A 23,265-nucleotide genomic window follows, 5' to 3' on the forward strand; every position below is an offset into this window, starting at 1 on the left:
GATCACGCGTCAAAAGGATCACGTAAAATCATGGTTTCCGTGCGATCCGGACCGGTAGAGATAATATCAACCGGTACGCCGGTGACTTCCTCGACACGGCGAATATAACGCCTGGCCGCTTCCGGCAGCTTATCAAACTCTTTTACGCCAAAGGTGGATTCGCTCCATCCCGGCAGGCTTTCATAAATAGGTTCGATACCTTCCCATCCTTCGGCCGCCAGCGGGGTGGTCTTAAGTTCGCGGCCATCCGGCATGCGGTAGGCAATGCAGATTTTCACTTCCTTCAGGCCGTCAAGCACATCAAGCTTGGTCATGCAGAAACCGGAAAGAGAGTTAATCAGCACCGCGCGGCGCACCGCAACCGCGTCCAGCCAGCCGGTACGGCGGCGGCGGCCGGTGGTCGCGCCGAATTCGTTGCCTTTGGTGCAAAGGTATTCGCCGACGTCATCGAACAGCTCGGTGGGAAAGGGGCCTGCGCCGACACGCGTGGAATAGGCTTTAACAATGCCCAGCACGTAGTCTACATAACGCGGGCCGATACCCGAGCCGGTGGCAACGCCGCCCGCGGTGGTATTGGATGAGGTGACATACGGATAGGTACCGTGATCGATATCCAGCAAGGTGCCCTGGGCGCCTTCAAACATGATCAGCTCGCCGTTTTTACGGGCGGTGTCCAGCAGCTCGGACACATCAACCACCAGGCCGGTGAGGATATCGGCAACCGCGAGAACGTCGTCAAGGATGGTCTGGTAGTCCACCGCTTCCACTTTATAATAATTCACTAGTTGGAAGTTATGGTATTCAACAATTTCCTTAAGCTTGGCGGCGAAGGTGGTTTTGTTGAACAGATCGCCGACGCGCAGGCCGCGGCGTGCAACTTTATCTTCGTAGGCGGGGCCGATGCCGCGTCCCGTGGTGCCGATGGCTTTGTCGCCACGGGCTTTCTCACGCGCCATATCAAGAGCAACATGGTAGGACAGGATCAGCGGGCAGGCTTCGGAGATCAGCAAACGTTCACGTACCGGTACGCCGCGCGCTTCAAGTTCGCCCATCTCTTTCATTAAGGCTTCCGGCGATAATACGACGCCGTTGGCAATGATGCTGGTTACGTTTTCACGCAAAATACCAGAGGGGATCAAATGAAGTACGGTTTTTTCACCGTTGATAACTAAAGTATGACCGGCATTATGTCCGCCTTGGTAGCGAACCACATATTTTGCCCGTTCAGTCAGCAGGTCTACGACCTTGCCTTTACCTTCGTCACCCCATTGGGTGCCCAGTACGACAACGTTCTTACCCATCTCTCAATTCACCAGATTGCTTAAAAAAGGATTCTAACATCTCAGTCCCGGGCTTTCAGTACTTTTTAACCTCAGGCCGGACTGTTTTTTATCTGTGCGATCATCCTCCCATTCTGCTTCGCAACATGTAGTAGATTACACCGCCGGCCACCACTAGACCGCCGCCGAAGCGACGTAATAATTTATCCGGCAGCGTGGTCATGGCGCCGATCATTTTGCGCCAGGCGCCCGGAAACAGCAGAGGACCGAGGCCTTCCAGCACCAATACCAGCCCCAACGCCATCCATACAGTAGGATTCATGACGACCTCATAAAAAAAAGGCCCGTACAAACGGGCCCGTACTTGATAACAATACCGTGTTAACCCTGGCAGGAGCGCGCCAACACCCATCGCCAAGCAGGCGTGTTAAAGGGAGACCCCATGGCAGGGCAGGCCCGCGCCAACACCCATCGCCAGGCAGGCGTGTTAAAGGGAGACCATGCCGATGGGGTCGAATCGGGCGTGGTTTTCCCGCCCGACCGAGACCCCATGGCAGGGTAGGCCCGCCAACACCCATCGCCAGGCAGGCGTGTTAAAGGGAGACCGTGCCTGGGGTTTAGCAACTCAACGGCCCAACGGCGTCGTGGTGGTCGTGGCCGGTGATTTCATAAATCGGAAGAAATCACTATCCGGACTCAGCACCATGATGTCGTTATTGCTGCTAAAGCTGTTCTCGTAAGCCCGCAGGCTGCGGATAAAAGCGAAGAACGCCGGATCCTGGCTAAACGCGTCGGCAAACAGCCGGGCGGTTTCCGCATCGGCCTCGCCGCGGGTGATAAGCGCGGTACGCTCAGCCTCCGCCAGCGTACGGGTCACTTCATAGTCCGCGGCGGCGCGCAGCTTTTCCGCCTCTTCCTGTCCCTGCGAGCGATGGCGACGGGCTACCGCCTCACGCTCCGCCCGCATCCGCTGGAAAATGGCGTCCGACACTTCGGCCGGCAGGCTGATCTGCTTAATACGCACATCCACCACTTCGATACCCAGCGCCGCCATGCTGTTCGAGTTCACCGCCGGCTGCGCGCCCTTGGTTTCCCGTTCCACACGCGCCGCCGCCGACGCTATAGCGTTATCCGCCGCGGTGGTTTCCACCTCGCCATCGCCCGCGGTCCCGCTGTTAAGCGCCTCGCGCACATCGGTCATCAGACGGTTACGCGAATCGGTAACGATCCCTTTCACGTCCAGACGGCCCAGTTCGGAACGCAACCGGTCGCTGAATTTACGTTTCAGCAGCACCTCGGCCTGGGACACATCGCCCCCGCCCGTCGCCAGGTAATACCGGCTGAAGTCGCTGATACGCCATTTGATATAGGAATCGACAATCAGATCTTTCTTTTCCATGGTGACGAAACGATCGGCCTGGTTTTCCATGGTCTGGATACGCGCGTCAAGGGTTTTTACCGTTTCGATAAACGGAATCTTGAAATGCAGGCCGGGCGAGAAGATTTCCGGCTTGTTTTCGCTATCGCGCAATACCTTGCCAAAGCGCAGCACGATGCCGCGCTGGCCTTCCTGCACCACGAACAACGAGGCGTACAACACCACCAGCGCCACGACAACAATAAGGATTAAAGGCTTACGCATCGGTTATTCCCTCCCTACGCGAGTGGTGGTGTCACGCTGGGCGTTGGCCCTGCGCTGGTCCATGACGGAACCGGAACCGCTGTTTTCATTCTGGCCCGGCTCCGCCACTCCAGCGGCGTTGACGGACAGCGGCGGCAGGCGCAGCAGGGTACTGGCGCTGGTATCCTTACGGCTGGCGTCGGGGGCCGGCGGATTGCGCAGCAGTTGATCCAACGGCAGCACCATCACATTGTTGCCGCCTTTATCGTTCACCAGAATTTTACGGGTATGGCTCAATAAACGCTCCATCGAGTCGATGTAAAGACGCTCGCGGGTAATTTCCGGCGCGGCTTTGTATTCAGGCAACAGCTTGGCGAAACGCTGCACCTCGCCTTGTGCCTCCAGCACGGTGCGGGTCCGGTAGGCGCGGCCTTCCTCAAGGATGCGCTGGGCCTGGCCGTTGGCGCGTGGCTGCACCTCATTGGCGTAGGCTTCGGCTTCACGAATATACTGCTGCTCGTTTTCGCGGGCGGCAATGGCATCGTCAAACGCGGCTTTGACTTCCTCGGGCGGGCGGGCGGCCTGGAAGTTGACGTCCAGCAGGGTAATGCCCATGTCGTAAGGACGGATGGTTTCTTCCAGCACACGCTGCGTATCGCTTCTGACCACGGTACGACCCTCGGTGAGGATACGATCCATGGTGTATTTGCCGATCACGCCGCGCAGGGCGCTGTCGGTTGCCTGGCGCAGGCTGTCATCGGCATTGGTGACGCTGAACAGATAGCGCTCGGGATCGGTAACCCGGTACTGCACGTTCATTTCCACGCGCACCACGTTTTCATCGGCGGTCAGCATCACGCCGGAGGCGGCCAGCTCCCGTACCGATTCGACGTTCACGGCCACCACCTGATCAATAAAGGTGGGTTTCCAGTTCAGGCCGGGCTGGACCAGGCGATCGAATTTGCCAAAACGTGTGACAACCCCGCGCTCCGCTTCCTTGATGGTATAAAAACCGCTGCCGGCCCAGATGATGACCACCGCCAGGACAGCGAGACCGACATAACGGCCGCCGCGCGCGGGACCGCTGACGCCGCCGGTGCTATCCGGTGACTTCTTGCCGCCGAACCCGCCCAGCTTCTTGCCGAGCTTACGGAAGATATCGTCCAAATCGGGAGGTCCTTGTTCACGTCCGCCTTTATTATTATTTCCGCCAGAGTTGCCGCTATTATTATTGCTGCTCCCCCACGGGTCGCGGTCATGTCCGTTATTACCGGGCTGATTCCACGCCATGTTTTAGCTCCATTTTACTTAATTAGTAGTCTTCAGGCTTTTGTTCCCAAAGGACGGTCAGACAAGATAGTCCGCCAACTCGTTTTCCTGCTTGCAAAGACGACGCCAGTCGATGATGGGTAACCGGACTATCAAACCCATGCTGCCGTCGTCTTCGATCCATTCTTTTTCAATTGCCTGAAGCTGGTAGAACCTGCTGCGTAGACGTCCCGCCTGCGGAGGCAAGCGCAGCTCGTGCTGAGCAATCTCGCCCGACAGGCGCTCGGTCAGCGCCTGAAAAAGCAACGGAATTCCTTCGCCGGTCTGGGAGGACAACCATACCCGTACCGGCACATTTTCCTCATTGCGATCGATACGCGGCACAAAATCGTCCAGCATATCGATTTTATTCATGACTAATAATTCCGGTATTTCATCCGCGTCTATTTCAGCCAGCACCGCATCCACGGCGGCGATATTTTCCTGGCTGCGCACATCCGACGCATCCACGATATGCAGCAATAAAGTGGCTTCGCGCGTTTCCTGCAGCGTGGCCTTAAACGCCGCCACCAGATCATGGGGCAAATGGCGGATAAAACCGACGGTATCCGCCAGGACCGTATCGCCGACATCGTCGACTTCTATACGCCTGAGCGTGGGGTCAAGGGTGGCGAATAACTGGTCTGCGACATACACCCCCGCCTGGGTCAGCCGGTTAAACAGGGTGGATTTACCGGCATTGGTGTATCCCACCAGCGATACCGTGGGGACATCGGCGCGGTTGCGGGCGCGGCGCCCCTGCTCGCGCGTTTTTTCCACCCGCTCCAGGCGCGAGAGTATCAGGGTAATGCGGTTGCGTAATAACCGGCGGTCGGTTTCAAGCTGGGTTTCACCCGGCCCGCGCAAACCGATACCGCCTTTTTGCCGCTCAAGGTGGGTCCATCCCCGCACCAGGCGCGTGGCAAGATGACGCAATTGCGCCAGCTCAACCTGCAGCTTACCCTCATGGGTACGCGCGCGCTGCGCGAAGATATCCAGAATCAGTCCGGTTCGGTCGATAACACGGCATTGGCACAGGCTCTCAAGATTTCGTTCCTGGGCCGGCGACAACGCATGGTCGAATAATACAACAGACGCACCACTGGTTTTAACCGCTTCGGCGATTTCAACGGCCTTTCCCTCACCGACATAATATTTGGGGTGGGGTGCCTTGCGGCTCCCGGTGATGACGTGCAACGCTTCTACCCCGGCGGAAGATACCAGCGACTCAAATTCCTGTAGATCTTCCGTGTCTTTGTCTTGTGAGAAAAAAATGTGAACCAGTATGGCCTGCTCACCGGTATCGTAACGGTCAAACAAGCGTACAACCTCTCAAACGGATAATCCGCAGTTGTAACGGAGCCTTAGCGTCAGCGACACGCTAAAGCACCGCGGTATGGTTAAGCCGGATGCGCCTTATTCGACGTCATCACTTTCCTGGGGCTGTGCAGGCGCCGCAGGATTGCTGCCATGATGATAATTGCTGCTGCTGGCACCACTGGCCGGATTGTTATTGTGATGCGACACCGCACGCGATGGTACTACCGTAGAAATGGCATGCTTATAAACCATCTGACTAACCGTGTTTTTCAACAAAATGACAAACTGGTCAAATGACTCAATCTGGCCCTGCAATTTGATACCATTCACCAAATAAATAGAAACCGGAACCCTTTCCCGACGCAATGCGTTCAAGAACGGATCTTGCAAAGATTGCCCCTTAGCCATTCTATCTTTTCCTTATGTGCTTGTTGTTTGTAACAAGAACCATGTGTGGCTCTAAAATTAACGATGTAAAAAAAAAACGCGTTCAGTACTTTTCAATTGTACACAATCACCCGACCTATGCACTAACAACCTGTAATACCGTATCTAAGGCTGAATGGGGCTTATCACTATCGAGCCAGTGCACTGACCGCCAACCGCGCAACCATGTCATTTGGCGCTTGGCCAACTGACGGGTTGCGCAAATCCCACGAAACACCATTTCATCGTAATCGATTTCACCTGAGAGATATGACCACATCTGGCGATAACCCACACAACGGATGGAGGGCAGATCGGCGTGCAAATCTCCGCGCAGGTAAAGCGCCCTGGCCTCCTGCTCGAAACCGGCGGCCAGCATCTGGTGGAAACGTTGCTCGATACGCTGATGCAACTCTTCGCGGTTTTGCGGCGCAATCGCAAACTGATGAACCCGATAAGGCAATGCTTCGCCAGATATTTTCGTCAGTTCCGTTAGAGTTTTACCTGAAACGAAAAAAACTTCCAGTGCTCTGGACAGTCTCTGGGGATCATTAGGATGAATACGCGTTGCCGCCACCGGATCGATGGTCTGCAACTGACGATGCATAGCCTCCCATCCCTTAAGACCCGCTTCCAGGGCGATACGTTCCCTAATTTCAGGATTTGCCGGGGGCAAGGGGGATAATCCCTCGAGCAACGCCTTGAAATAGAGCATTGTACCGCCAACCAGTAACGGCATACGTCCGGATGCGGTGATTTCTGACATCGCCTGCAGCGCATCTCGGCTAAAATCCGCTGCCGAGTAGGCTTGCGCCGGATCTTTAATGTCGATGAGCCGATGCGGCGCCTGCGCCAGTTCTTCCGGTCCGGGTTTTGCGGTGCCGATATCCATGCCACGATAGATCAGCGCCGAATCCACGCTGATGATCTCTACGGGCAAATGCCGGCAAAGCGCCATGGCCAAGGCGGTTTTACCCGAGGCGGTCGGCCCCATCAGGAACAGGGCCGTGGGACGGTGCGCGTCGTTCATCACGTCACTCATGCTTCAGGGCCTCTACGGCGGCCTCGAGATCCAGCATCACCAGCAGGTCGCCGGGCGGATTTTTAACCCATTGCGGACACAGCCGCTCTACCTCGGCGAGCAGTTGGATTGCCTGGGAAAGGCTCCAGTCATGCTGCTCGCTGCTCAACCGGCCGGCGATCCAGCCGGCGATAATGTCGGTGGAAACCGCTTCCTTTCCCGACAGATAGCCTAACAGTTCTGGAATCAAGTTTTGTAAATTTTGTTGGCGTAATGGTAAAGGTACGCCATTAAGCGTGGCCTGAAGCTGATGAACCTGCAATTGAATCCCCAGTTCAGTCAATAAAGCCTGATGGCGATGGTAGGCGGCCACTTCGGGCTCTTGCAGCGCCATGCGCAAGGGAATCAACAGCGGCTGCGCGCGCAGCCCTTCGCCCTCCGGCGTCAGTTGCCGGCGCTTAAGGCAGCGCTCCGCCACCGGCAGTGCGATAAGCGCCAGGCGCCGGCGAAATTCCACCAGGGCATAACAGGGCGGGTAAATGGACAATACCCGGCCGAAACTCTGCGCGTCGCCGGTATCATCCGGCGCGGCGGTCGACGGCAGCGCCGCGGTTTGGCGCGCATCACGCGCCCCTGCCGCGCGATCCTCCCGCGCAGGCGCGCCCGGCTGGATCAGCCGCCGGTATAATTCGCCCTCTTTTTTCTGGTAACCGGGGCCGGCGGGATAAGCCGCCGCCGGTTCGCGCAGGGCGCCCCTGCCGGACGCCCCCGCAGACACGGCCCCCCGGGCCGGGCCACCGGCGCGCCCCGGGCGTTCGGCGGCGGGGAATAGCGGCGCCGTGGCGGGGGCGGTCAGGGTATTTTTACCCGCGGCCTGGCGATTTTCCGGCGACCAGTGCGCGGCGGATTGCGCCTCGTCATTGAGGGGCAGCGCCGGCGCGGCGCTTTGTTGCAGCACCGAAATAATGGCCTGGTAAATAAAGTCATGCACCAGGCGCGCCTGGTGGAAACGCACCTCATGCTTGGCCGGATGGACGTTGACATCCACCTGATGCGGGTCCACCTCGAGATACAGCACAAACGCCGGCTGCTGGCCTTCGGTCAGTTGCTCCAGATAGGCCTGGCGGATGGCATGGTTAATCAGCTTATCGCGCATCATGCGCTGGTTAACGTAACAATATTGCATTTCCGGCAGCTCGCCGCCGCCGCGGGGGTCGGCAACCCAACCGCGAATGGTCAGATCGCCATGGCTCCACGACACCGCCAGCGCGCGCTGCACAAAAGCCGGTCCGCACAGACTGCCCAGCCGGCGCAGATGCTGGGCTTCCTGGGTCACCGCGCGATATTGCCGCACCGGCTTGCCGTTATGCGTAAGGGTAAAGGTCACGTCGAAACGCGCCAGGGCGATGCGTTTTACCACCTCATCGATATGGGCGAACTCGGTTTTTTCGGTGCGCATAAATTTGCGCCGCGCCGGCGTATTGTAAAATAAGTCCAGCACTTCCACCGTCGAGCCCACCGGATGCGCGGCCGGCTTCAGGGTCACGTCCATATCGCGGCCTTCGGCATAGGCCTGCCAGGCTTCGCTTTGCGCCTCGGTGCGCGAGGTCAGGGTCAGGCGCGACACAGAGCTGATGCTGGCCAGCGCTTCGCCGCGAAAACCCAGGCTGACGATCGCCTCGAGATCGTCGAGCGTAACAATTTTACTGGTGGCGTGGCGCGCCAACGCCAGCGCCAGCTCGTCTTTATCGATGCCGCAGCCGTTATCGCGGATGCGGATAAGCCTGGCGCCGGCTTTTTCAATATCGATATCGATGCGGGTGGCCCCGGCGTCCAGGCTGTTTTCCACCAGTTCCTTCACCACGGACGCGGGGCGTTCCACCACCTCGCCCGCGGCGATCTGGTTGGCTAGCTGTGGCGGCAGCACCTGAATGGGCATGACGGCATTACCTCTGGCATTATGCGGGTGGAATAATCAACGTCTGACCTAACATGACATTATCGGATTTAAGCTTATTAACGCGTTTCAGGGTATCGCTGCGCACCCCATATTTTGCGGCAATGCCGGTCAGCGAATCCCCCACCGCCACTTTATGACGGCGCGCGCGGGCGGCCTGCGTTTGTTGCGGCACGGCGCCCGCCGGAATTTTCAGCCGCTGTCCTACCCAGACGACATCCCGTTTCAGTTTATTTAGATCGCGCAGCGCGGCCATGCTGACGCCATATTGCGCCGCGATGCCGGACAGGGTCTCGCCCCGTTGCACGGTATGGCGGGTCACCGTTGCCGATGCCGCCGTGCCGCCCGCGGGCTGTACCGCGCCGGCGGTGGATTGCGACACCGCCTGCACGCCGCTGGCGCCGGCATCCATCGCCGAACTGACGCCCTGCGGCCGGTTCTCCAGCTTCGGACCGTTTTGCTGCGGATGCGACGCGAAATACGCCCGCAGACCGAGATAAATGGCGTTGGCAATTTTATCCTGGTAATCACTGCTGCCCAACAACCGCTCTTCGCCGGTATTGCTGATAAAACCGGTTTCCACCAGAAGCGATGGAATATCCGGTGAACGCAATACCCCAAGGCTTGCATGCTCCGGCCGCGCTTTATGCAGCGAGCCGACGTTGCGCAACTGCCGCAGCACCCGGGTGGCGACGTCGTACCCTACCCGCTGTGAATGGCCGAACTGCAAATCCAGCACCGCCTGGCTGAGATACGGATCGGCGGCGCTGTTGGCCAGCAAATCCCCCGCGCCGCCGAGCAGTTCCGATTGCTTTTCATGCTGTTCCAGCCAGTTGCCCATTTCGCTATTGGCGCGGCGGTTGGACAAGACCCAAACCGACGCGCCGTTGGCGCTGCGGTTTGGCGCGGCATCGGCATGTATCGACACCAGCACGCTGGCGCCCTGTTTACGCGCCACATCGGAGCGGCCCATGACCGAGATAAAATAATCGCCGTCGCGGGTCAGCGCCGGCCTGAACATCGGATCGGCATCCAGCAGCGCTTTCAGTTTGCGGGCAATGGCGATGGTGACATTCTTCTCCTTCAGGCCGTTTGGCCCGATGGCGCCGGGGTCCTGCCCGCCGTGCCCCGCATCGATGGCCACCACCACCCGATCGCCGGACGCCACCGCGCGCCGCGGTCCCCGTGCGGCAGGCGCCGCGTTGGCGGGCGCGCCGTCAAACGGATTGTCCTGCGCCGCCGGCGTCGCCTCGCCGGACGCCGCGCGGGTAACGCGCGCGCGATTTGGCGACGGGGTAACCTGCGCGGGCCTGGCCTGCGCCGGCCGGGGCTGTCCGGTCAAGGTAAAGACCAGGGTATAGCGGCCGTTCTCTTGTGCGGCGGCGGCCTGCACGCGCGATTTGCGCGTCAGTTCAAATACCAGCCGGATACTCTGCGCATCGGGCGCCTGGCTGCTGCGAATGCGGCTGATGATGTTCTGGCCGTTAAAGTTCAGCGGCAGCCCTTGGGCCACGGCGCTATCGCGGATATCCACCACCACCCGTTCCGGATTGTGCAGGGAAAAGAAGGCATACACCGGCTGCGCGGCAAAACCCAGCGTCACCGTCGAGCGCTCGTCGCCGTTGGTCACATTGATATCGCTGAGGTTTGCCGCTAACGCCTGTCCCATCAGGCACCCGAACACAATGAATAAAATCGTCCTGATCTTCAGCATCATGAATGATTTTCCCGGCGTGACGCCAGCCGCGCCAGGATATGCGCGCCGCGATCGGATCGGGGCTCCAGCTGCGCCTGGCGCCCGGCGCCGACATACTCAAGCGACAGGACGATATCGGCGTCAGGCAGTATTCCCTGGCCTTTCTGGGGCCATTCCACCAGGCACAGGGCATCCTGATCGAAATAATCACGCACGCCCATAAACTCCAGTTCTTCAGCATCCGCCAGACGGTAAAGGTCGAAATGATAGACCGTCCTCGGCGTTAATTCATAAGGTTCGACCAGGGTGTATGTCGGGCTTTTCACATTGCCCGCGTAGCCCAGGGCGCGTAAAAAACCGCGGCAAAACGTTGTTTTGCCGGCGCCCAGATCGCCATAGAGATAAATCACACAGGATTGTCGGCAGGCCGCGGCCAGCGCCGCGCCTAATGCTATGGTCGCCGTTTCGTCCGGCAAAGGTAATACACGTTTGTCCATGTCTGATTTCTATGCGATACGTTCAGGATTAACAAATTGAGATAACGCGGGCAGCAAATCCGTGGCCAGCATACCCCGCGTTCCTTTTTCCGCCGCCAGCTGGTCGGCGGTGGCGCCATGCACGACACAGCCGGCGCAGGCCGCGTCATACAGCGGCAGTTTCTGCGCCAGCAAACCGCCGATAATGCCCGACAGCAGATCGCCCATGCCGCCCGAGGCCATGCCGGCGTTACCGACATCGGCGACGGCCATGCGGCCTTCATCGTCGGCAATAAGCGTGCCGGCGCCTTTCAGGACCACCACGCCGCCGTACCGTTTAATGATATTTTTCGCCGCGAGTAAGCGGTCACTTTCAATGTCGCCTACCTTAGTATTCAGCAGGCGGGCGGCCTCCCCGGGATGCGGGGTGATAATACGATTGTGACGTTTCTGTGGGTTGAATGCCAGCAGGTTAAGCGCATCCGCATCCCACAACATAGGTTTAGTGCAGTTTTCCACAACGCGCAGCGCATTTTTCCCCCACTCCGTCTGGCCCAGCCCCGGGCCGATGACAATGACGTCCGCCCACTCGAGCCCCTGGCGCAGGGACGCGTCGTTAAGGGGCTCGACCATCAGTTCCGGGCGGGCGGTCAGCAACGATGCGATATTTTCCTCACGGGTCAGTACCCGCACCAGGCCGGCGCCGGCGCGCAGCGCCGCCTCTCCGGTCATGCGAATGGCGCCGGACAGGCCGCGATCGCCGCCGACGATCAGTAAACGCCCGTTATCCCCTTTATGGGAACAGGGATCGCGCGGCGTGAGCCAGCGCGTCAGCTGCGAAGCGGTCAGCCGTTCCATAACCGGCGCCTGGCGCGCCAGCCAGGGCGCCAGTCCCAGGTCGTCATAGTGTAACCGTCCGGTCACGCTGCGCGCTTTGCCGGTCAGCAAACCGGGCTTGAGGGCGATAAAAGTCAGGGTATGCGCCGCGTTTATCACCGCCCCCGCCACCGCGCCGGTTTGCGCATTCAGGCCGGAGGGAATATCCAGCGCGACGACCGGGGCGGCATGGCCGTTAGCCGCCGCGATAAGGGTGCTATAAGGCGCGCGCGGGGCCGCCGCCAGGCCGGTGCCCAGCAAACCGTCGATAATCACGTCCGTTCGCTCCGGCCAGACGGCGTCGGCCCCCAGGACAGTCCCGCCGGCATCCAGCCACGCCTGGCGCGCCAGCCGGGCCTGTTCCGGCAGCGGGTGGGTCCCCTTACACTCGATAAGCGTTACCTGCCTGCGTTGCGACCGGGCCAGGCGCGCCACCACGTAGGCGTCGCCGCCGTTATTGCCGTGGCCGGCCAGGATCAGGTAATGGCCAGCAAACGGATAAAGCCAGCTCAGGGCGCGCCAGGCGGCGGCCCCCGCGCGCTCCATTAATTCATACAGCGTTACCCCGGCAAGATCCGCCGCCTCCGGTTCCCAGCCCCGCAGCCACTCCGCCCCGTAGACGGAATGTGGTAAACTTGCAGAGCTTGTTTTCTTTTTATGGTCCGCCATGTCATACCCTTTTGATCTTTTGGAATTAGCCCGGCTTATCAAGCAATGGGGGCGGGAACTGGGTTTTCAACAGGTCGGCATCTGCGATACCGATCTGGCCGCCCATGAGCCCGCCTTGCAAACCTGGCTGGACAACCAGTATCACGGCGAAATGGCCTGGATGTCCCGTCACGGCATGCTGCGCGCGCGCCCCCATGAATTGCTGCCCGGGACCCTGCGGGTCATCAGCGTCAGGATGAATTACCTGCCGGCCGGGGCCGCCTTTGCCCGTACCCTGAATAATCCCCGTATGGGTTATGTTAGCCGCTATGCGCTGGGACGCGACTATCACAAGGTTTTACGTCGGCGTCTTAAGCAGTTGGGCAACAAAATTCAGGATTGGTGCCAAGGGGTAAACTTTCGGCCGTTTGTCGACTCAGCGCCGATCATGGAGCGCCCCCTGGCCGCCAAGGCCGGCATCGGCTGGGTTGGTAAACACTCGCTAATCTTGAATCGCGAGGCCGGCTCCTGGTTTTTCCTCGGGGAATTACTCATCGACTTGCCCCTGCCGGTAGACCAGCCCCAGGAGGAACAATGCGGGCGCTGCGTCGCCTGCATGACCACCTGCCCCACCGGCGCCATTGTCGCGCCCTACCAGGTGGATGCGCGCCGCTGCATTTCTTATCTTACCATCGAACTGGACGGCGAGATCCCCGAGGCGCTGCGTCCGCTGATTGGCAACCGCATCTACGGTTGCGACGATTGCCAGCTAATCTGCCCGTGGAACCGTTTTTCCCAATTAACCGACGAGCCGGACTTCAGCCCCCGGGCGGTACTGCATACCCCGGAATTACTGGCATTGTTTGCCTGGGACGAGGCGCGGTTCCTGCGCGTTACCGAAGGGTCGGCCATCAGGCGCATCGGCCATTTGCGCTGGCTGCGCAACGTGGCGGTAGCCCTGGGCAATGCCCCTTATGAAGATAATGTCGTGCTCGCCCTGCGGGAACGGCTGGGCGAAAACGCCATGCTTGACGTGCATATACGCTGGGCCATCGATCAGCAACTGCTGCGGCGGGACGCCGGGACGGTCAGCGTACAGACCGCGCAGCAAAAGCGGCTGGTAAGGGCGATTGAAAAGGGTTTAGTTCGCGACGCGTAAGCCGCGGCAGCTGATTATAGCGCAATGTTTTAAAAATTCCCGCCTGTGGATAAAATTAAAAAACCGTTGGCAATCAAGCACGCTAAAAAAGGCAATAGGCGCCACCGACGTTTTTAAATAAATTTTAATTGATAAATATCAAAGGACTAAACTTTTCTTTTGATCTGAACACTGGTAAGGGAAAATTATTATTACGAGGCTGCGCTGTGGATAACTCTGTTCAAAACATTTTGGCCCGCGCTGTAACCGCCGCGATGCGCAAATGCATGATAGCCATTGAATGTAAGCGGATTTTGATGTTGGAGCGGGAAACGAGGCTCGAACTCGCGACCCCAACCTTGGCAAGGTTGTGCTCTACCACTGAGCTATTCCCGCTTTATGTGTGACTGAGTAACGTCTGGCTGTCTGTTGCGGGAATGACCCTGGGTCATCACGTCGACCGCCGATAAAAAACATTTACCGAGCAAAGGCGCCTTTTCGAAACAGCTGCTTTCAACCATTTGAAATAGAAAGCTTTTTTTACAAATCCCCGCTCAGGAATGGACGAGATTATGGACTGATACCCTAAGAGAGTCAATAACTCGGCGGAAATTTATTGTCTCTCCCCGGCGAACCGTAGACGGCGATTTACCCGTTACGGCAACGGAAGGGCGGGTGGTGCGTTTACATTACGGCGCGCGACCGGCGACCTGAATCGTTATCCGGGACGGGCCGGCCGCCGGCCTTATTCCCTTGGCGAATTGCCTTGCTTTTTGTAACATCCAACCACGTCAACTGCTATCAGGACTATACCAATGCACACATCCAACACCCTGCGCGCGGCGCTCGACAGCCGCCGCCTGTTTACCGCCATGGCCGCGCACAATCCGCTGGCGGCGCGGCTTGCCGAGGAAGCGGGTTTTGACGGTATCTGGGGCAGCGGCTTTGAACTGTCGGCGAGCTATGCGGTGCCCGATGCCAACATCCTGTCGATGGGCACCCATCTGGAGATGATGCGCGCCATCGCCGCCACCGTGTCGACGCCGCTTATCGCCGATATCGACACCGGCTTCGGCAATGCGGTGAACGTCAGCTACATCATTCCGCAATACGAGGCCGCCGGCGCAGCGGCCGTGGTGATGGAAGACAAGACCTTTCCCAAGGACACCAGCCTGCGCGCGCAGGGCCGCCAGGAACTGGTGCGCATCGAGGAATTCCAGGGCAAGATCGGCGCCGCGATCGCCGCCCGGCGGCACAAGGATTTTGTCGTTATCGCCCGCGTGGAGGCGCTGATCGCGGGGCTGGGCCAGGACGAGGCCCTGCGCCGCGCCGCAGCCTATGAGGAAGCCGGCGCGGACGCCATCCTGATCCACTCCAGGCAGAAGACGCCCGACGAGATCCTGGCCTTTATCGCCGCCTGGACAGGCAGGGTTCCCCTGGTGCTGGTGCCCACGGCGTATCCACAGCTTACCGAGGCCGATATCGCCGCCAGCGGCAAGGTGGGCATCGTGATCTACGGCAATCACGCCATTCGCGCCGCCGCGGGCGCGATGCGCGCCGTGTTCGCGCAGATCCGCCGTGACGGCGGCATACAGAATGTCGACACCACCCTTCCCGCGGTCAAGGATATCATCACCTGGCAAGGGGATGCTTATATGCGCGCTATTGAAAAACGCTTTTTGCGCTGAGGCGTTCACGGCGCTGACCGTGGTATGGCCTGCCTGCGGGGAGGAATGTCGGGTGGCGTGCCGGGACTGCAATGAAAAATGCCACAGGGCTTTCGCCCTGTGGCATCTATCCGTCACCGCCCTGAACGGGCGCCCGCGACGTACTAATTGGAGCGGGAAACGAGGCTCGAACTCGCGACCCCAACCTTGGCAAGGTTGTGCTCTACCACTGAGCTATTCCCGCATTGTTATTCTGAATCACTTTTTTATGCCGGAAGGCATTTTTTCTTTATGCATCGCGTTTTGTCATGCCGACGAAACCCGATGTTGCAATGTTTGGAGCGGGAAACGAGGCTCGAACTCGCGACCCCAACCTTGGCAAGGTTGTGCTCTACCACTGAGCTATTCCCGCTTTTTATGCTCTATCACCGAGTGATAAAGTCCACGTCTATCGCTGACGCTATATTCCGATTACGCACGCGGCCACGACAATATTTTGCACCGGTACGGGGAGCGCATTATACGAGAAAACATTTTCCCTGCAAGCCCCGACGGGCAAAAATCTGCGCTTTTCGCTCAACTGCCGATAAAAACAGCAATATGGCGTTTTTACCGGCAATCAATGAAACATCAGCGGCTTATCCGCGCGGCCAGTGAGCGGCGCGGCGCCGGCGATAAATAATCAAAGACGAATAAAATGCTCGCGGTAATAGACCAGTTCCGCCACCGACTCGCGGATATCATCCAGGGCCTGGTGGCTGCTGTTTTTGGTCAGCCCCTCCAGGATTTGAGGTTTCCAGCGCCGGGCCAGTTCCTTAAGCGTGCTGACATCCAGGTAACGATAGTGGAAATAGGCCTCCAGTTCCGGCATATAGCGGAACAGGAAACGACGGTCCTGGCCGATGCTGTTGCCGCAGATGGGCGATTTCCCGGCGGGCACCCATTCCCGCAGAAACGCCAGCGTTAACGCCACCGCACCGTCCTCGTCGATACGGCTGGCCCGGACGCGTTCCACCAGGCCGCTGGCGGTATGGGTGCGCACGTTCCACTCGTCCATGACGGCCAGTTGCTCTTGCGTCTGATGCACGGCCAATACCGGGCCTTCCGCCAGGATATTCAGGTTGGCGTCCGTCACCAGGCTGGCGATTTCAATAATGCGATCGCGTTCGGGATCAAGCCCGGTCATTTCCAGATCGATCCAAATCAGGTTGTTGTCATTTACCGGCATGATTTTCTCGTTGCTAAGGTTTCACGGCGTTTCTGTTAGAATACTGTGTATCATAGACGTTTTCATCGCCACGGGCGATTCATGAGCTACAAGTGAGGCACGGTGACTAAAAATAAACTGTCCAAAGGCCAGCAGCGGCGCGTACAGGCAAATCATCAGCGCCGCCTGAGAACCGATCGCGGCGTCGATTGGGATGACTCGCTTTTAGGCCAGGCCCAGGAAGGCACGGTCGTCAGCCGCTTCGGCATGCACGCCGACGTGGAAGCCGCGGACGGTATCATACACCGCTGCAACCTGCGCCGCACTCTTGGCTCGGTGGTGACCGGCGATCGGGTGGTCTGGCGGCCCGGCAGCGAGGCCTCATCGGGCATCAAGGGCATCATCGAGGCGATTCATCCCCGGACCTCGGTGCTGACGCGGCCGGATTTTTACGACGGCGTCAAACCCATCGCCGCCAATATGAACCAAATCGTGATTGTATCGGCCATCTTGCCGGAGCTGTCGGTGAACATTATCGACCGCTATCTGGTGGCCTGCGAGACAGTGGAGGTTGAACCGCTGATCGTACTCAATAAAATCGATCTGCTGGACGCAAAGGAACGGGCCTGGGTGGACACCACCATGGAAGTCTACAGCCGGATAGGCTATCGCGTGCTGATGGTATCGAGCCAGACGCGCGAGGGGATGGCAGGGCTTGAGGCGGCATTGACGGATCGCATCAGCATCTTCGCGGGGCAGTCCGGGGTGGGCAAATCCAGCTTGCTTAATGCCCTGCTGCCTCCTGAACACGCGCAGATCGTGGTCAATACCGTGTCCGATAACTCGGGACTCGGCCAGCACACCACCACCACGGCGCGCATGTATCATTTTAAAAGCGGCGGCCAGGTTATCGATTCCCCCGGCGTGCGGGAATTCGGCTTATGGCATCTGGAACCAGAACAGGTCACCCAGGGATTTATTGAATTCAGGCCCTATCTGGGCAACTGTAAATTCCGCGACTGCCGGCATGATACCGATCCGGGCTGCGCCATCCGCGCCGCCGTGGAGAGCGGCGACATTTCCGCCATTCGTTTCGAGAATTATCATCAGATACTCGACAGCATGTCGCAGGTAAAAACACGTAAATCCTTTTCCGAAACGGATCACTGACATTTATCCTGAGCGCCGCTACAATTTCTCCCGGTTCGTTGTTGTTTCACCCACGCATGTACGAGGTTTCTGTGCTCGATAGGATCAAAATAGCATTGCAGTATTTATTGCCCAAGCGTTGGCTGACCCAATTGGCCGGCTGGGGGGCCGAACTGCAGGCAGGTTGGCTGACGAAACTGGTCATCGATCTGTTCGTGCGGGTTTACCGGGTGGATATGCAGGAAGCGCAGCAGCCCGATACGTCGGCCTATCCTACTTTCAACGCTTTTTTTGTCCGGCCGCTGCGCGATGACGCGCGTCCCATCGACAGCGATCCCGACACGCTGGTCATGCCGGCGGACGGTATCATTTCCCAATCGGGACCGATAGCGGGCGAACAGGTTTTTCAGGCCAAGGGGCATCACTATAGCCTGGAAGCGCTGCTGGCGGGCAACGAGCGTCTGGTCGAACTCTTTCGCGACGGCGCGTTTGTCACCACCTATCTTGCGCCGCGCGATTATCACCGGGTGCATATGCCCTGCAACGGCATCCTGCGGGAAATGATTTATGTGCCGGGCGAGCTGTTTTCGGTCAATCCGCTGACCGCGGCCAATATACCGAACCTGTTCGCCCGCAACGAACGGGCGATCTGCGTATTCGACACCGATTTTGGACCGATGGCGCAAATCCTGGTCGGCGCCACCATTGTCGGCAGTATCGAGACCACCTGGTCCGGCGTGGTGACGCCGCCGCGCGACGGCATTATCAAACGCTGGCGCTATCCGACGGCGGATGAAGACGGTGCGGTGGTATTTCTGAAAGGCCAGGAGATGGGGCGGTTTAAGCTTGGCTCCACGGTGGTCAACCTGTTTGCCAAAGGCGGCGTTTCCCTGGGCGATCATCTTCACAGTCGCGCGGCAACCCGCGTCGGCGAACGTCTCGCCACCGGCATCGTCCAGGCGGACAGTCCGTTGCCTTAACCGGCCGGAGTAACCAGAGAGAACCCGATTGCGCCCGATTATCATCCTATTGCTGGGGTGGCTGCTCGCCGCCCCGTCATTCGCCGCCGCTTTTCCCGACGAAGCCCAGGTTAAAAAAGAACTTCAGCAGGCGGAAGCGAATAAGGGCGCGGCGAATCAAGCGGAAATCATCGACGCCCTCCAGGGCGCGCTTTCGTCTATCAACGACGGCAAGGTATCCGCCGCGCGCGCCGGACAATATCGCAGCGCCATCGACAATTTTCCTCAACTGACGCGGGAACTGCGCGATCAACGCGACAGCGAACCGGACAAAGCCGCCGACGTCAGCGGCAAACTCTCGCTAAGCGAACTGGAGCAGCGCGTGCTGCAGACCAGCAGCGACCTGCAGGAACTGGCGCGTCAACTGCAACAGGAGCAGGAACAGGCCCGGGAAATCAGCGACTCGCTGGGCCAGTTGCCGCAACAGCAAACCGAAGCGCGCCGGGCCCTGAGCGATAGCGAACAGCGGCTGCAGGCACAGAACGCCAGCGCCGCGACGCCGCTGGCGCAGGCGCACCTCATGCAGATCCAGGCGGAAGCCGCCGCGCGGCGGGCGCGGGTCAACGAACTGGAGCTGGCGCAACTGAGCGCCAACAACCGCCAGGAACTGTCGCGCCTGCGGATGGATATGCTGAAAAAACGCCACGATCGGGTGGATATGGACCTGCAGGCGCTGCGCTTTCGGCTCAACAGTCTCCGCCAGCAGGAGGCGGAGCGCGCGCTGGAGCGCACAGAACAGCTGGCGGAGCAAAGCGGCGACCTGCCCGCCGTCATCACCAGCCAACTGCAGATAAACCGCGAACTGTCGGTGGCGCTTAACGAGCAGGCGCAGCGTATGGATTTAATCGCCTCCCAGCAGCGCCAGGCCGCGGCGCAGGCGCTGCAGGTCAGGCAAGCGCTGAGCACCCTGCGCGAGCAGGCGCAATGGCTGGGGGATTCGCCGGCGCTCGGCGAGACGCTGCGCGCCCAGGTGTCGCGCCTGCCGGATCTGCCCAAACCGCAGCAGCTCGACAGCGATATGGCCCAGCTGCGCGTAAGCCGCCTGCATTATGAAGATCTGATGAACAAACGTCCCCAGCTGGATCAAAGCAAGCAGGACGACGGATCGCCGCTGACCCCCGAGCAGCGGCGCATCCTGGACGCGCAGCTGCGTACCCAGCGCGAGCTGCTCAATTCCCTGTTGTCCGGCTACGATAACCAGATACTGGAAATGACGAAGCTCAAGGTAGCCAACAGCCAGCTGGTGGACGCCATGGCGGAAATCCGGGAAGCGGCGCACCGCTATCTGTTCTGGGTGGCGGACGTCAGCCCGGTCACCCTCGCGTTTCCGCTCCACGTGGCCCAGGATCTCAGGCGTTTGGTCTCGCTGGATACCGCCACCCAGCTCAGCGGCGCCATGGTCATGATGGCGACCAGCCAGGAGACGCTGATCCCGCTGTTCTGCGCCATCGCGCTGGTCGGTTTCAGCATCAGTTCCCGCCGTCATTACCACGCCTTCCTCGAGCGCTCGGCCAGTAAGGTCGGCAAGGTCAATCAAGACTATTTTTACCTGACGCTGCGCACCGTGTTCTGGTCGATAGCGGCCGCCCTTCCCCTGCCGGTGCTATGGGCGGCGCTGGGCTATGGCCTGCAGCACGCATGGCCTTATCCGGTGGCGGTAGCCATCGGCGACGGCGTGATCGCCACGGTGCCGGTGCTGTGGCTGTTTATGGTCAGCGCCCACTTTGCCCATGCGCGCGGTCTGTTTATCGTGCATCTCGGCTGGCCGGAGAAACGGGTGGCGCGGGCGATGCGTTATTATTCCCTGGCCATCGGCCTTATCGTGCCGCTGATCATGGCCCTGATCACCTTCGATAATCTTAATGACCGCGAATTCTCCAGTACCCTGGGCCGCCTGTGCTTTGTCCTGCTGTGCGCGGCCCTGAGCCTGGTGACCAGCAGCCTGAAACGGGCCGGCATCCCGCTTTACCTGGATAAATCCGGCACCGGGGACAACGTGGTCAACCGCACCCTGTGGAACCTGATGCTGTGCGCGCCGCTGGTCGCGGCGATTGCCGCCCTGCTCGGCCATCTCGCCACGGCGCAGGACCTGCTGGCGCGACTGGAAACCTCGGTGGCGATCTGGTTTTTCCTGCTGGTCATTTACCATATCATCCGCCGCTGGATGTTTATCCAGCGGCGGCGCATCGCCTTTGAGCGCGCCAAGCAGCGCCGCGCGGAAATGCTGGCGCAACGCGCCCGTCACGAGGAAGATCTGTCCCCGTCGCAGCTTTCCGAAGCCGCCGCCGAAGTGGATGAGCCGATAGTCGACCTGGACGTTATCAGCGCCCAGTCGCTGCGTCTGGTGCGATCCCTCCTGACGCTTATCGCCCTGGTGTCGGTTATCTGGTTATGGTCGGAGATTCATTCGGCGTTTGCCTTCCTGGAAAATATCCAGCTGTGGGATGTGAGTTCCACCATCAAGGGCGAGGAAGGGATCCAGTCGATTTCGCTGGCCTCGGTGCTGGTCGCGGTGCTGGTGCTGATCATCACCACCCAACTGGTCAGGAACCTACCGGCCCTGTTGGAACTGGCCCTGCTGCAGCATCTGGTGCTGACGCCGGGCACCGGCTATGCGATTACCACCATCACCAAATATATGCTGATGCTGATTGGCGCGTTGATCGGTTTTTCGTGGATCGGCATCGAATGGGCGAAATTGCAGTGGCTGGTGGCGGCGCTCACCGTTGGCCTGGGCATCGGGCTGCAGGAAATTTTCGCCAATTTTATCTCCGGCCTGATCATCTTGTTTGAAAAACCGATCCGCATCGGCGATACCGTGACCATCCGCGACCTGACCGGCAATATCACCCGCATCAATACCCGGGCCACCACCATCACCGATTGGGATCGCAAAGAAATTATCATGCCGAATAAGGCTTTTGTCACCGAGCAGTTTGTTAACTGGTCCCTATCGGATTCCGTCACCCGTATCGTGCTGACCATCCCGGCGCCTCCGGACGCCGACAGCGAAGAAGTCACCCGCATCCTGACCCAGGCGGCGCAGCGCTGTCCGCTGGTGCTGGATAACCCGGCGCCGGAAGCCTATCTGGTGGATTTACAGCAGGGGATTATGCTATTCGATCTGCGGGTGCACGCGGCGGAAATGGGCCACCGCATGCCGCTGCGCCATCAGCTGAACCAATTGATTCTTGAAGGCTACCGCGAACACGGCCTGGAAATGCCGTTCCCGCCTTTCCAGGTGCGCATGGAAACCGCCAAAGGCGCAACGACGTTCAGATCCGGGTCCCTGTAGCCGCGCAGGACAGGTTCTTTCCCGCCGGCCTGATGTCACGGGCGCGGCGGCGCAACATGCCCGTTGTTGAGCCAAAGACGGCGCTCAGGCCCGCTCGACCGGAAATGCGATAACCTCGGACAGGCTGTCCGCCTTCAGCGCCAGCATCACCAGCCGGTCCACCCCCAAGGCCACCCCGGAGCATTCCGGTATGCCGTGCGCCAGCGCCGCCAGCAGGTTTTCATCAATGGGCTGCTGCGGCAAGTTCAGCGCGGCGCGCTTGCGGTTATCCTGGGTAAACCGCTGGCGTTGCTCCGCGGCGTCGGTGAGCTCGCGAAAACCATTAGCCAGTTCAATACCTTTGAAATAGGCTTCAAAACGATCGGCCACCCGGTGGTCTTCGGTACTGATTTCCGCAAGCGCGGCCTGGGTGGCGGGAAAATGGTAAACGAACGTCGGTTTATCACGCCCGATGTGGGGTTCCACGCCCATGGCAAACAATAACTGCAGCAGGGTATCGCGATCCTCCTCGACCGTGGCAATGCCGGACAGCTCGAGTTTGGCGGCGGCCTCGCACAGCTGCGCCTTGTCGGCCGACAGGGGATCGATGCCGATATGACGGATAAACACCTGCTGATAGGACAGGGTTTCCGCGCTGTCGCAATCAAGGATTTGCTGGAGCAGATCGTCCACTTCGTTCATCAGGCGGTACATATCGTAGTGGGGGCGATACCATTCCAGCATGGTGAACTCGGGATTATGGTGCCGGCCGGATTCCTCGTTGCGAAAACTGCGCCCTATCTGGAATATTGGCCCGCTGCCGGCCGCCAGCAGGCGTTTCATATGGTATTCAGGACTGGTCATCAAATAGAGCGGCAGCCCCTGCGCCGCGCCCGGCCCGACATAATGCGTCTGAAAGGGCACCAGATGAATATCGGTGACGGTGGCCTGGCTCATGGCCGGCGTTTCCACTTCGAGTAACCCGCGGTCGGTAAAAAACCGCCGGAGCTGGGTCATCACCACCGCTCTTTTTAATAGATTAGCGATGGGGGCGCTCGGTAACCAGCTTGCCATTTCGCTCATAACTTTTTCTCCCGTTAAACAGGGGATGAAGTCTACCTTTATCCGTTCAGGCAGACAAACCTAGTTCAATCCGGTCGCCTGCATCGTCCGCGGGTTGCC

Annotated in this window: 18 protein-coding genes and 3 tRNA genes; 5 read left to right on the plus strand and 16 right to left on the minus strand. The window is 59.4% G+C overall.

The features are described from left to right. Window positions 1-2: 2 nt before the first annotated feature. The 11 genes from ABUK12_RS12540 to nnr all read right to left on the minus strand — a co-directional run bounded on the left by ABUK12_RS12540 (window position 3) and on the right by nnr (window position 12,650). Window positions 3-1,301, minus strand: coding sequence for an adenylosuccinate synthase (locus ABUK12_RS12540; protein WP_410012151.1), 1,299 nt, complete (start codon window positions 1,299-1,301; stop codon window positions 3-5). A 100-nt stretch (window positions 1,302-1,401) separates the two neighbouring features. Further along, window positions 1,402-1,602, minus strand: coding sequence for a DUF2065 family protein (locus tag ABUK12_RS12545; protein ID WP_410012152.1), 201 nt, complete (start codon window positions 1,600-1,602; stop codon window positions 1,402-1,404). 303 nt (window positions 1,603-1,905) lie between these two features. Continuing rightward, window positions 1,906-2,922, minus strand: coding sequence for a protease modulator HflC (gene hflC / locus ABUK12_RS12550; protein ID WP_410012153.1), 1,017 nt, complete (start codon window positions 2,920-2,922; stop codon window positions 1,906-1,908). Window positions 2,923-2,925: 3 nt separating this feature from the next. Then, the gene (gene hflK, locus ABUK12_RS12555) at window positions 2,926-4,191 is read right to left on the minus strand and encodes an FtsH protease activity modulator HflK (RefSeq protein ID WP_410012154.1); all 1,266 of its coding nucleotides are present in this window, start codon (window positions 4,189-4,191) and stop codon (window positions 2,926-2,928) included. Between the two features lie 57 nt (window positions 4,192-4,248). Next, window positions 4,249-5,529, minus strand: a complete 1,281-nt coding sequence (hflX, locus tag ABUK12_RS12560; RefSeq protein WP_410012156.1) for a ribosome rescue GTPase HflX — start codon at window positions 5,527-5,529, stop codon at window positions 4,249-4,251. Between the two features lie 96 nt (window positions 5,530-5,625). Beyond that, window positions 5,626-5,937 carry an RNA chaperone Hfq gene (hfq, locus tag ABUK12_RS12565; RefSeq protein ID WP_331121869.1) on the minus strand — a complete coding sequence of 104 codons (312 nt, stop codon included), beginning with the start codon at window positions 5,935-5,937 and terminating at the stop codon, window positions 5,626-5,628. Between the two features lie 115 nt (window positions 5,938-6,052). After that, a complete protein-coding gene (gene miaA / locus ABUK12_RS12570; protein WP_410016631.1) occupies window positions 6,053-6,985 on the minus strand; it encodes a tRNA (adenosine(37)-N6)-dimethylallyltransferase MiaA in 933 nt (310 codons plus the stop codon). 4 nt (window positions 6,986-6,989) lie between these two features. Further along, a complete protein-coding gene (gene mutL / locus ABUK12_RS12575) occupies window positions 6,990-8,915 on the minus strand; it encodes a DNA mismatch repair endonuclease MutL (RefSeq protein WP_410012157.1) in 1,926 nt (641 codons plus the stop codon). Window positions 8,916-8,934: 19 nt separating this feature from the next. Next, the gene (gene amiB, locus ABUK12_RS12580) at window positions 8,935-10,650 is read right to left on the minus strand and encodes an N-acetylmuramoyl-L-alanine amidase AmiB (RefSeq protein WP_410012158.1); all 1,716 of its coding nucleotides are present in this window, start codon (window positions 10,648-10,650) and stop codon (window positions 8,935-8,937) included. After that, window positions 10,647-11,126, minus strand: a complete 480-nt coding sequence (gene tsaE / locus ABUK12_RS12585) for a tRNA (adenosine(37)-N6)-threonylcarbamoyltransferase complex ATPase subunit type 1 TsaE (RefSeq protein WP_410012159.1) — start codon at window positions 11,124-11,126, stop codon at window positions 10,647-10,649. The genes amiB and tsaE overlap by 4 nt, the downstream gene beginning before the upstream one ends. Before the next feature lie 9 nt (window positions 11,127-11,135). Further along, window positions 11,136-12,650, minus strand: coding sequence for a bifunctional ADP-dependent NAD(P)H-hydrate dehydratase/NAD(P)H-hydrate epimerase (gene nnr, locus ABUK12_RS12590; RefSeq protein ID WP_410012160.1), 1,515 nt, complete (start codon window positions 12,648-12,650; stop codon window positions 11,136-11,138). Between nnr and queG the strand changes: the two genes are divergently transcribed. Then, the gene (queG, locus tag ABUK12_RS12595; protein ID WP_410012161.1) at window positions 12,649-13,788 is read left to right on the plus strand and encodes a tRNA epoxyqueuosine(34) reductase QueG; all 1,140 of its coding nucleotides are present in this window, start codon (window positions 12,649-12,651) and stop codon (window positions 13,786-13,788) included. The two genes, nnr and queG, sit on opposite strands and share 2 nt — an antisense overlap. A 300-nt stretch (window positions 13,789-14,088) precedes the next feature. Here queG and ABUK12_RS12600 read toward each other — a convergent pair. Continuing rightward, a tRNA-Gly gene (locus tag ABUK12_RS12600) sits at window positions 14,089-14,163 on the minus strand. 419 nt (window positions 14,164-14,582) lie between these two features. Between ABUK12_RS12600 and ABUK12_RS12605 the strand changes: the two genes are divergently transcribed. After that, the gene (locus ABUK12_RS12605) at window positions 14,583-15,455 is read left to right on the plus strand and encodes a phosphonopyruvate hydrolase (protein ID WP_410012162.1); all 873 of its coding nucleotides are present in this window, start codon (window positions 14,583-14,585) and stop codon (window positions 15,453-15,455) included. Between the two features lie 148 nt (window positions 15,456-15,603). Here the strand turns inward: ABUK12_RS12605 and ABUK12_RS12610 are convergent. From ABUK12_RS12610 to orn, 3 genes are all read right to left on the minus strand, one after another. Next, window positions 15,604-15,678 (minus strand) — tRNA-Gly (locus tag ABUK12_RS12610). Window positions 15,679-15,771: 93 nt separating this feature from the next. After that, window positions 15,772-15,846, minus strand: a tRNA-Gly gene (locus tag ABUK12_RS12615). Window positions 15,847-16,116: 270 nt separating this feature from the next. Beyond that, entirely contained in the window at window positions 16,117-16,662 is a 546-nt protein-coding gene (gene orn / locus ABUK12_RS12620; protein ID WP_410012163.1) for an oligoribonuclease, read from the minus strand. Between the two features lie 102 nt (window positions 16,663-16,764). On the opposite strand from orn, the gene rsgA reads away from it, so the two are divergent. The 3 genes from rsgA (at window position 16,765) to mscM (ending at window position 22,104) form a co-directional block, all read left to right on the plus strand. Continuing rightward, a complete protein-coding gene (gene rsgA / locus ABUK12_RS12625; RefSeq protein WP_410012164.1) occupies window positions 16,765-17,811 on the plus strand; it encodes a small ribosomal subunit biogenesis GTPase RsgA in 1,047 nt (348 codons plus the stop codon). 71 nt (window positions 17,812-17,882) lie between these two features. Continuing rightward, window positions 17,883-18,770, plus strand: a complete 888-nt coding sequence (gene asd / locus ABUK12_RS12630; protein WP_410012165.1) for an archaetidylserine decarboxylase — start codon at window positions 17,883-17,885, stop codon at window positions 18,768-18,770. Window positions 18,771-18,798: 28 nt separating this feature from the next. Then, window positions 18,799-22,104, plus strand: coding sequence for a miniconductance mechanosensitive channel MscM (gene mscM, locus ABUK12_RS12635; RefSeq protein WP_410012166.1), 3,306 nt, complete (start codon window positions 18,799-18,801; stop codon window positions 22,102-22,104). Window positions 22,105-22,188: 84 nt separating this feature from the next. On the opposite strand, the gene epmA is transcribed toward mscM, so the two are convergent. After that, a complete protein-coding gene (gene epmA, locus ABUK12_RS12640) occupies window positions 22,189-23,166 on the minus strand; it encodes an elongation factor P--(R)-beta-lysine ligase (protein WP_410012167.1) in 978 nt (325 codons plus the stop codon). Window positions 23,167-23,265: the final 99 nt, after the last annotated feature.

Origin of the sequence: Sodalis sp. C49 (genome assembly GCF_046352915.1) — a bacterium.
Taxonomy (GTDB): domain Bacteria; phylum Pseudomonadota; class Gammaproteobacteria; order Enterobacterales; family Enterobacteriaceae; genus Acerihabitans.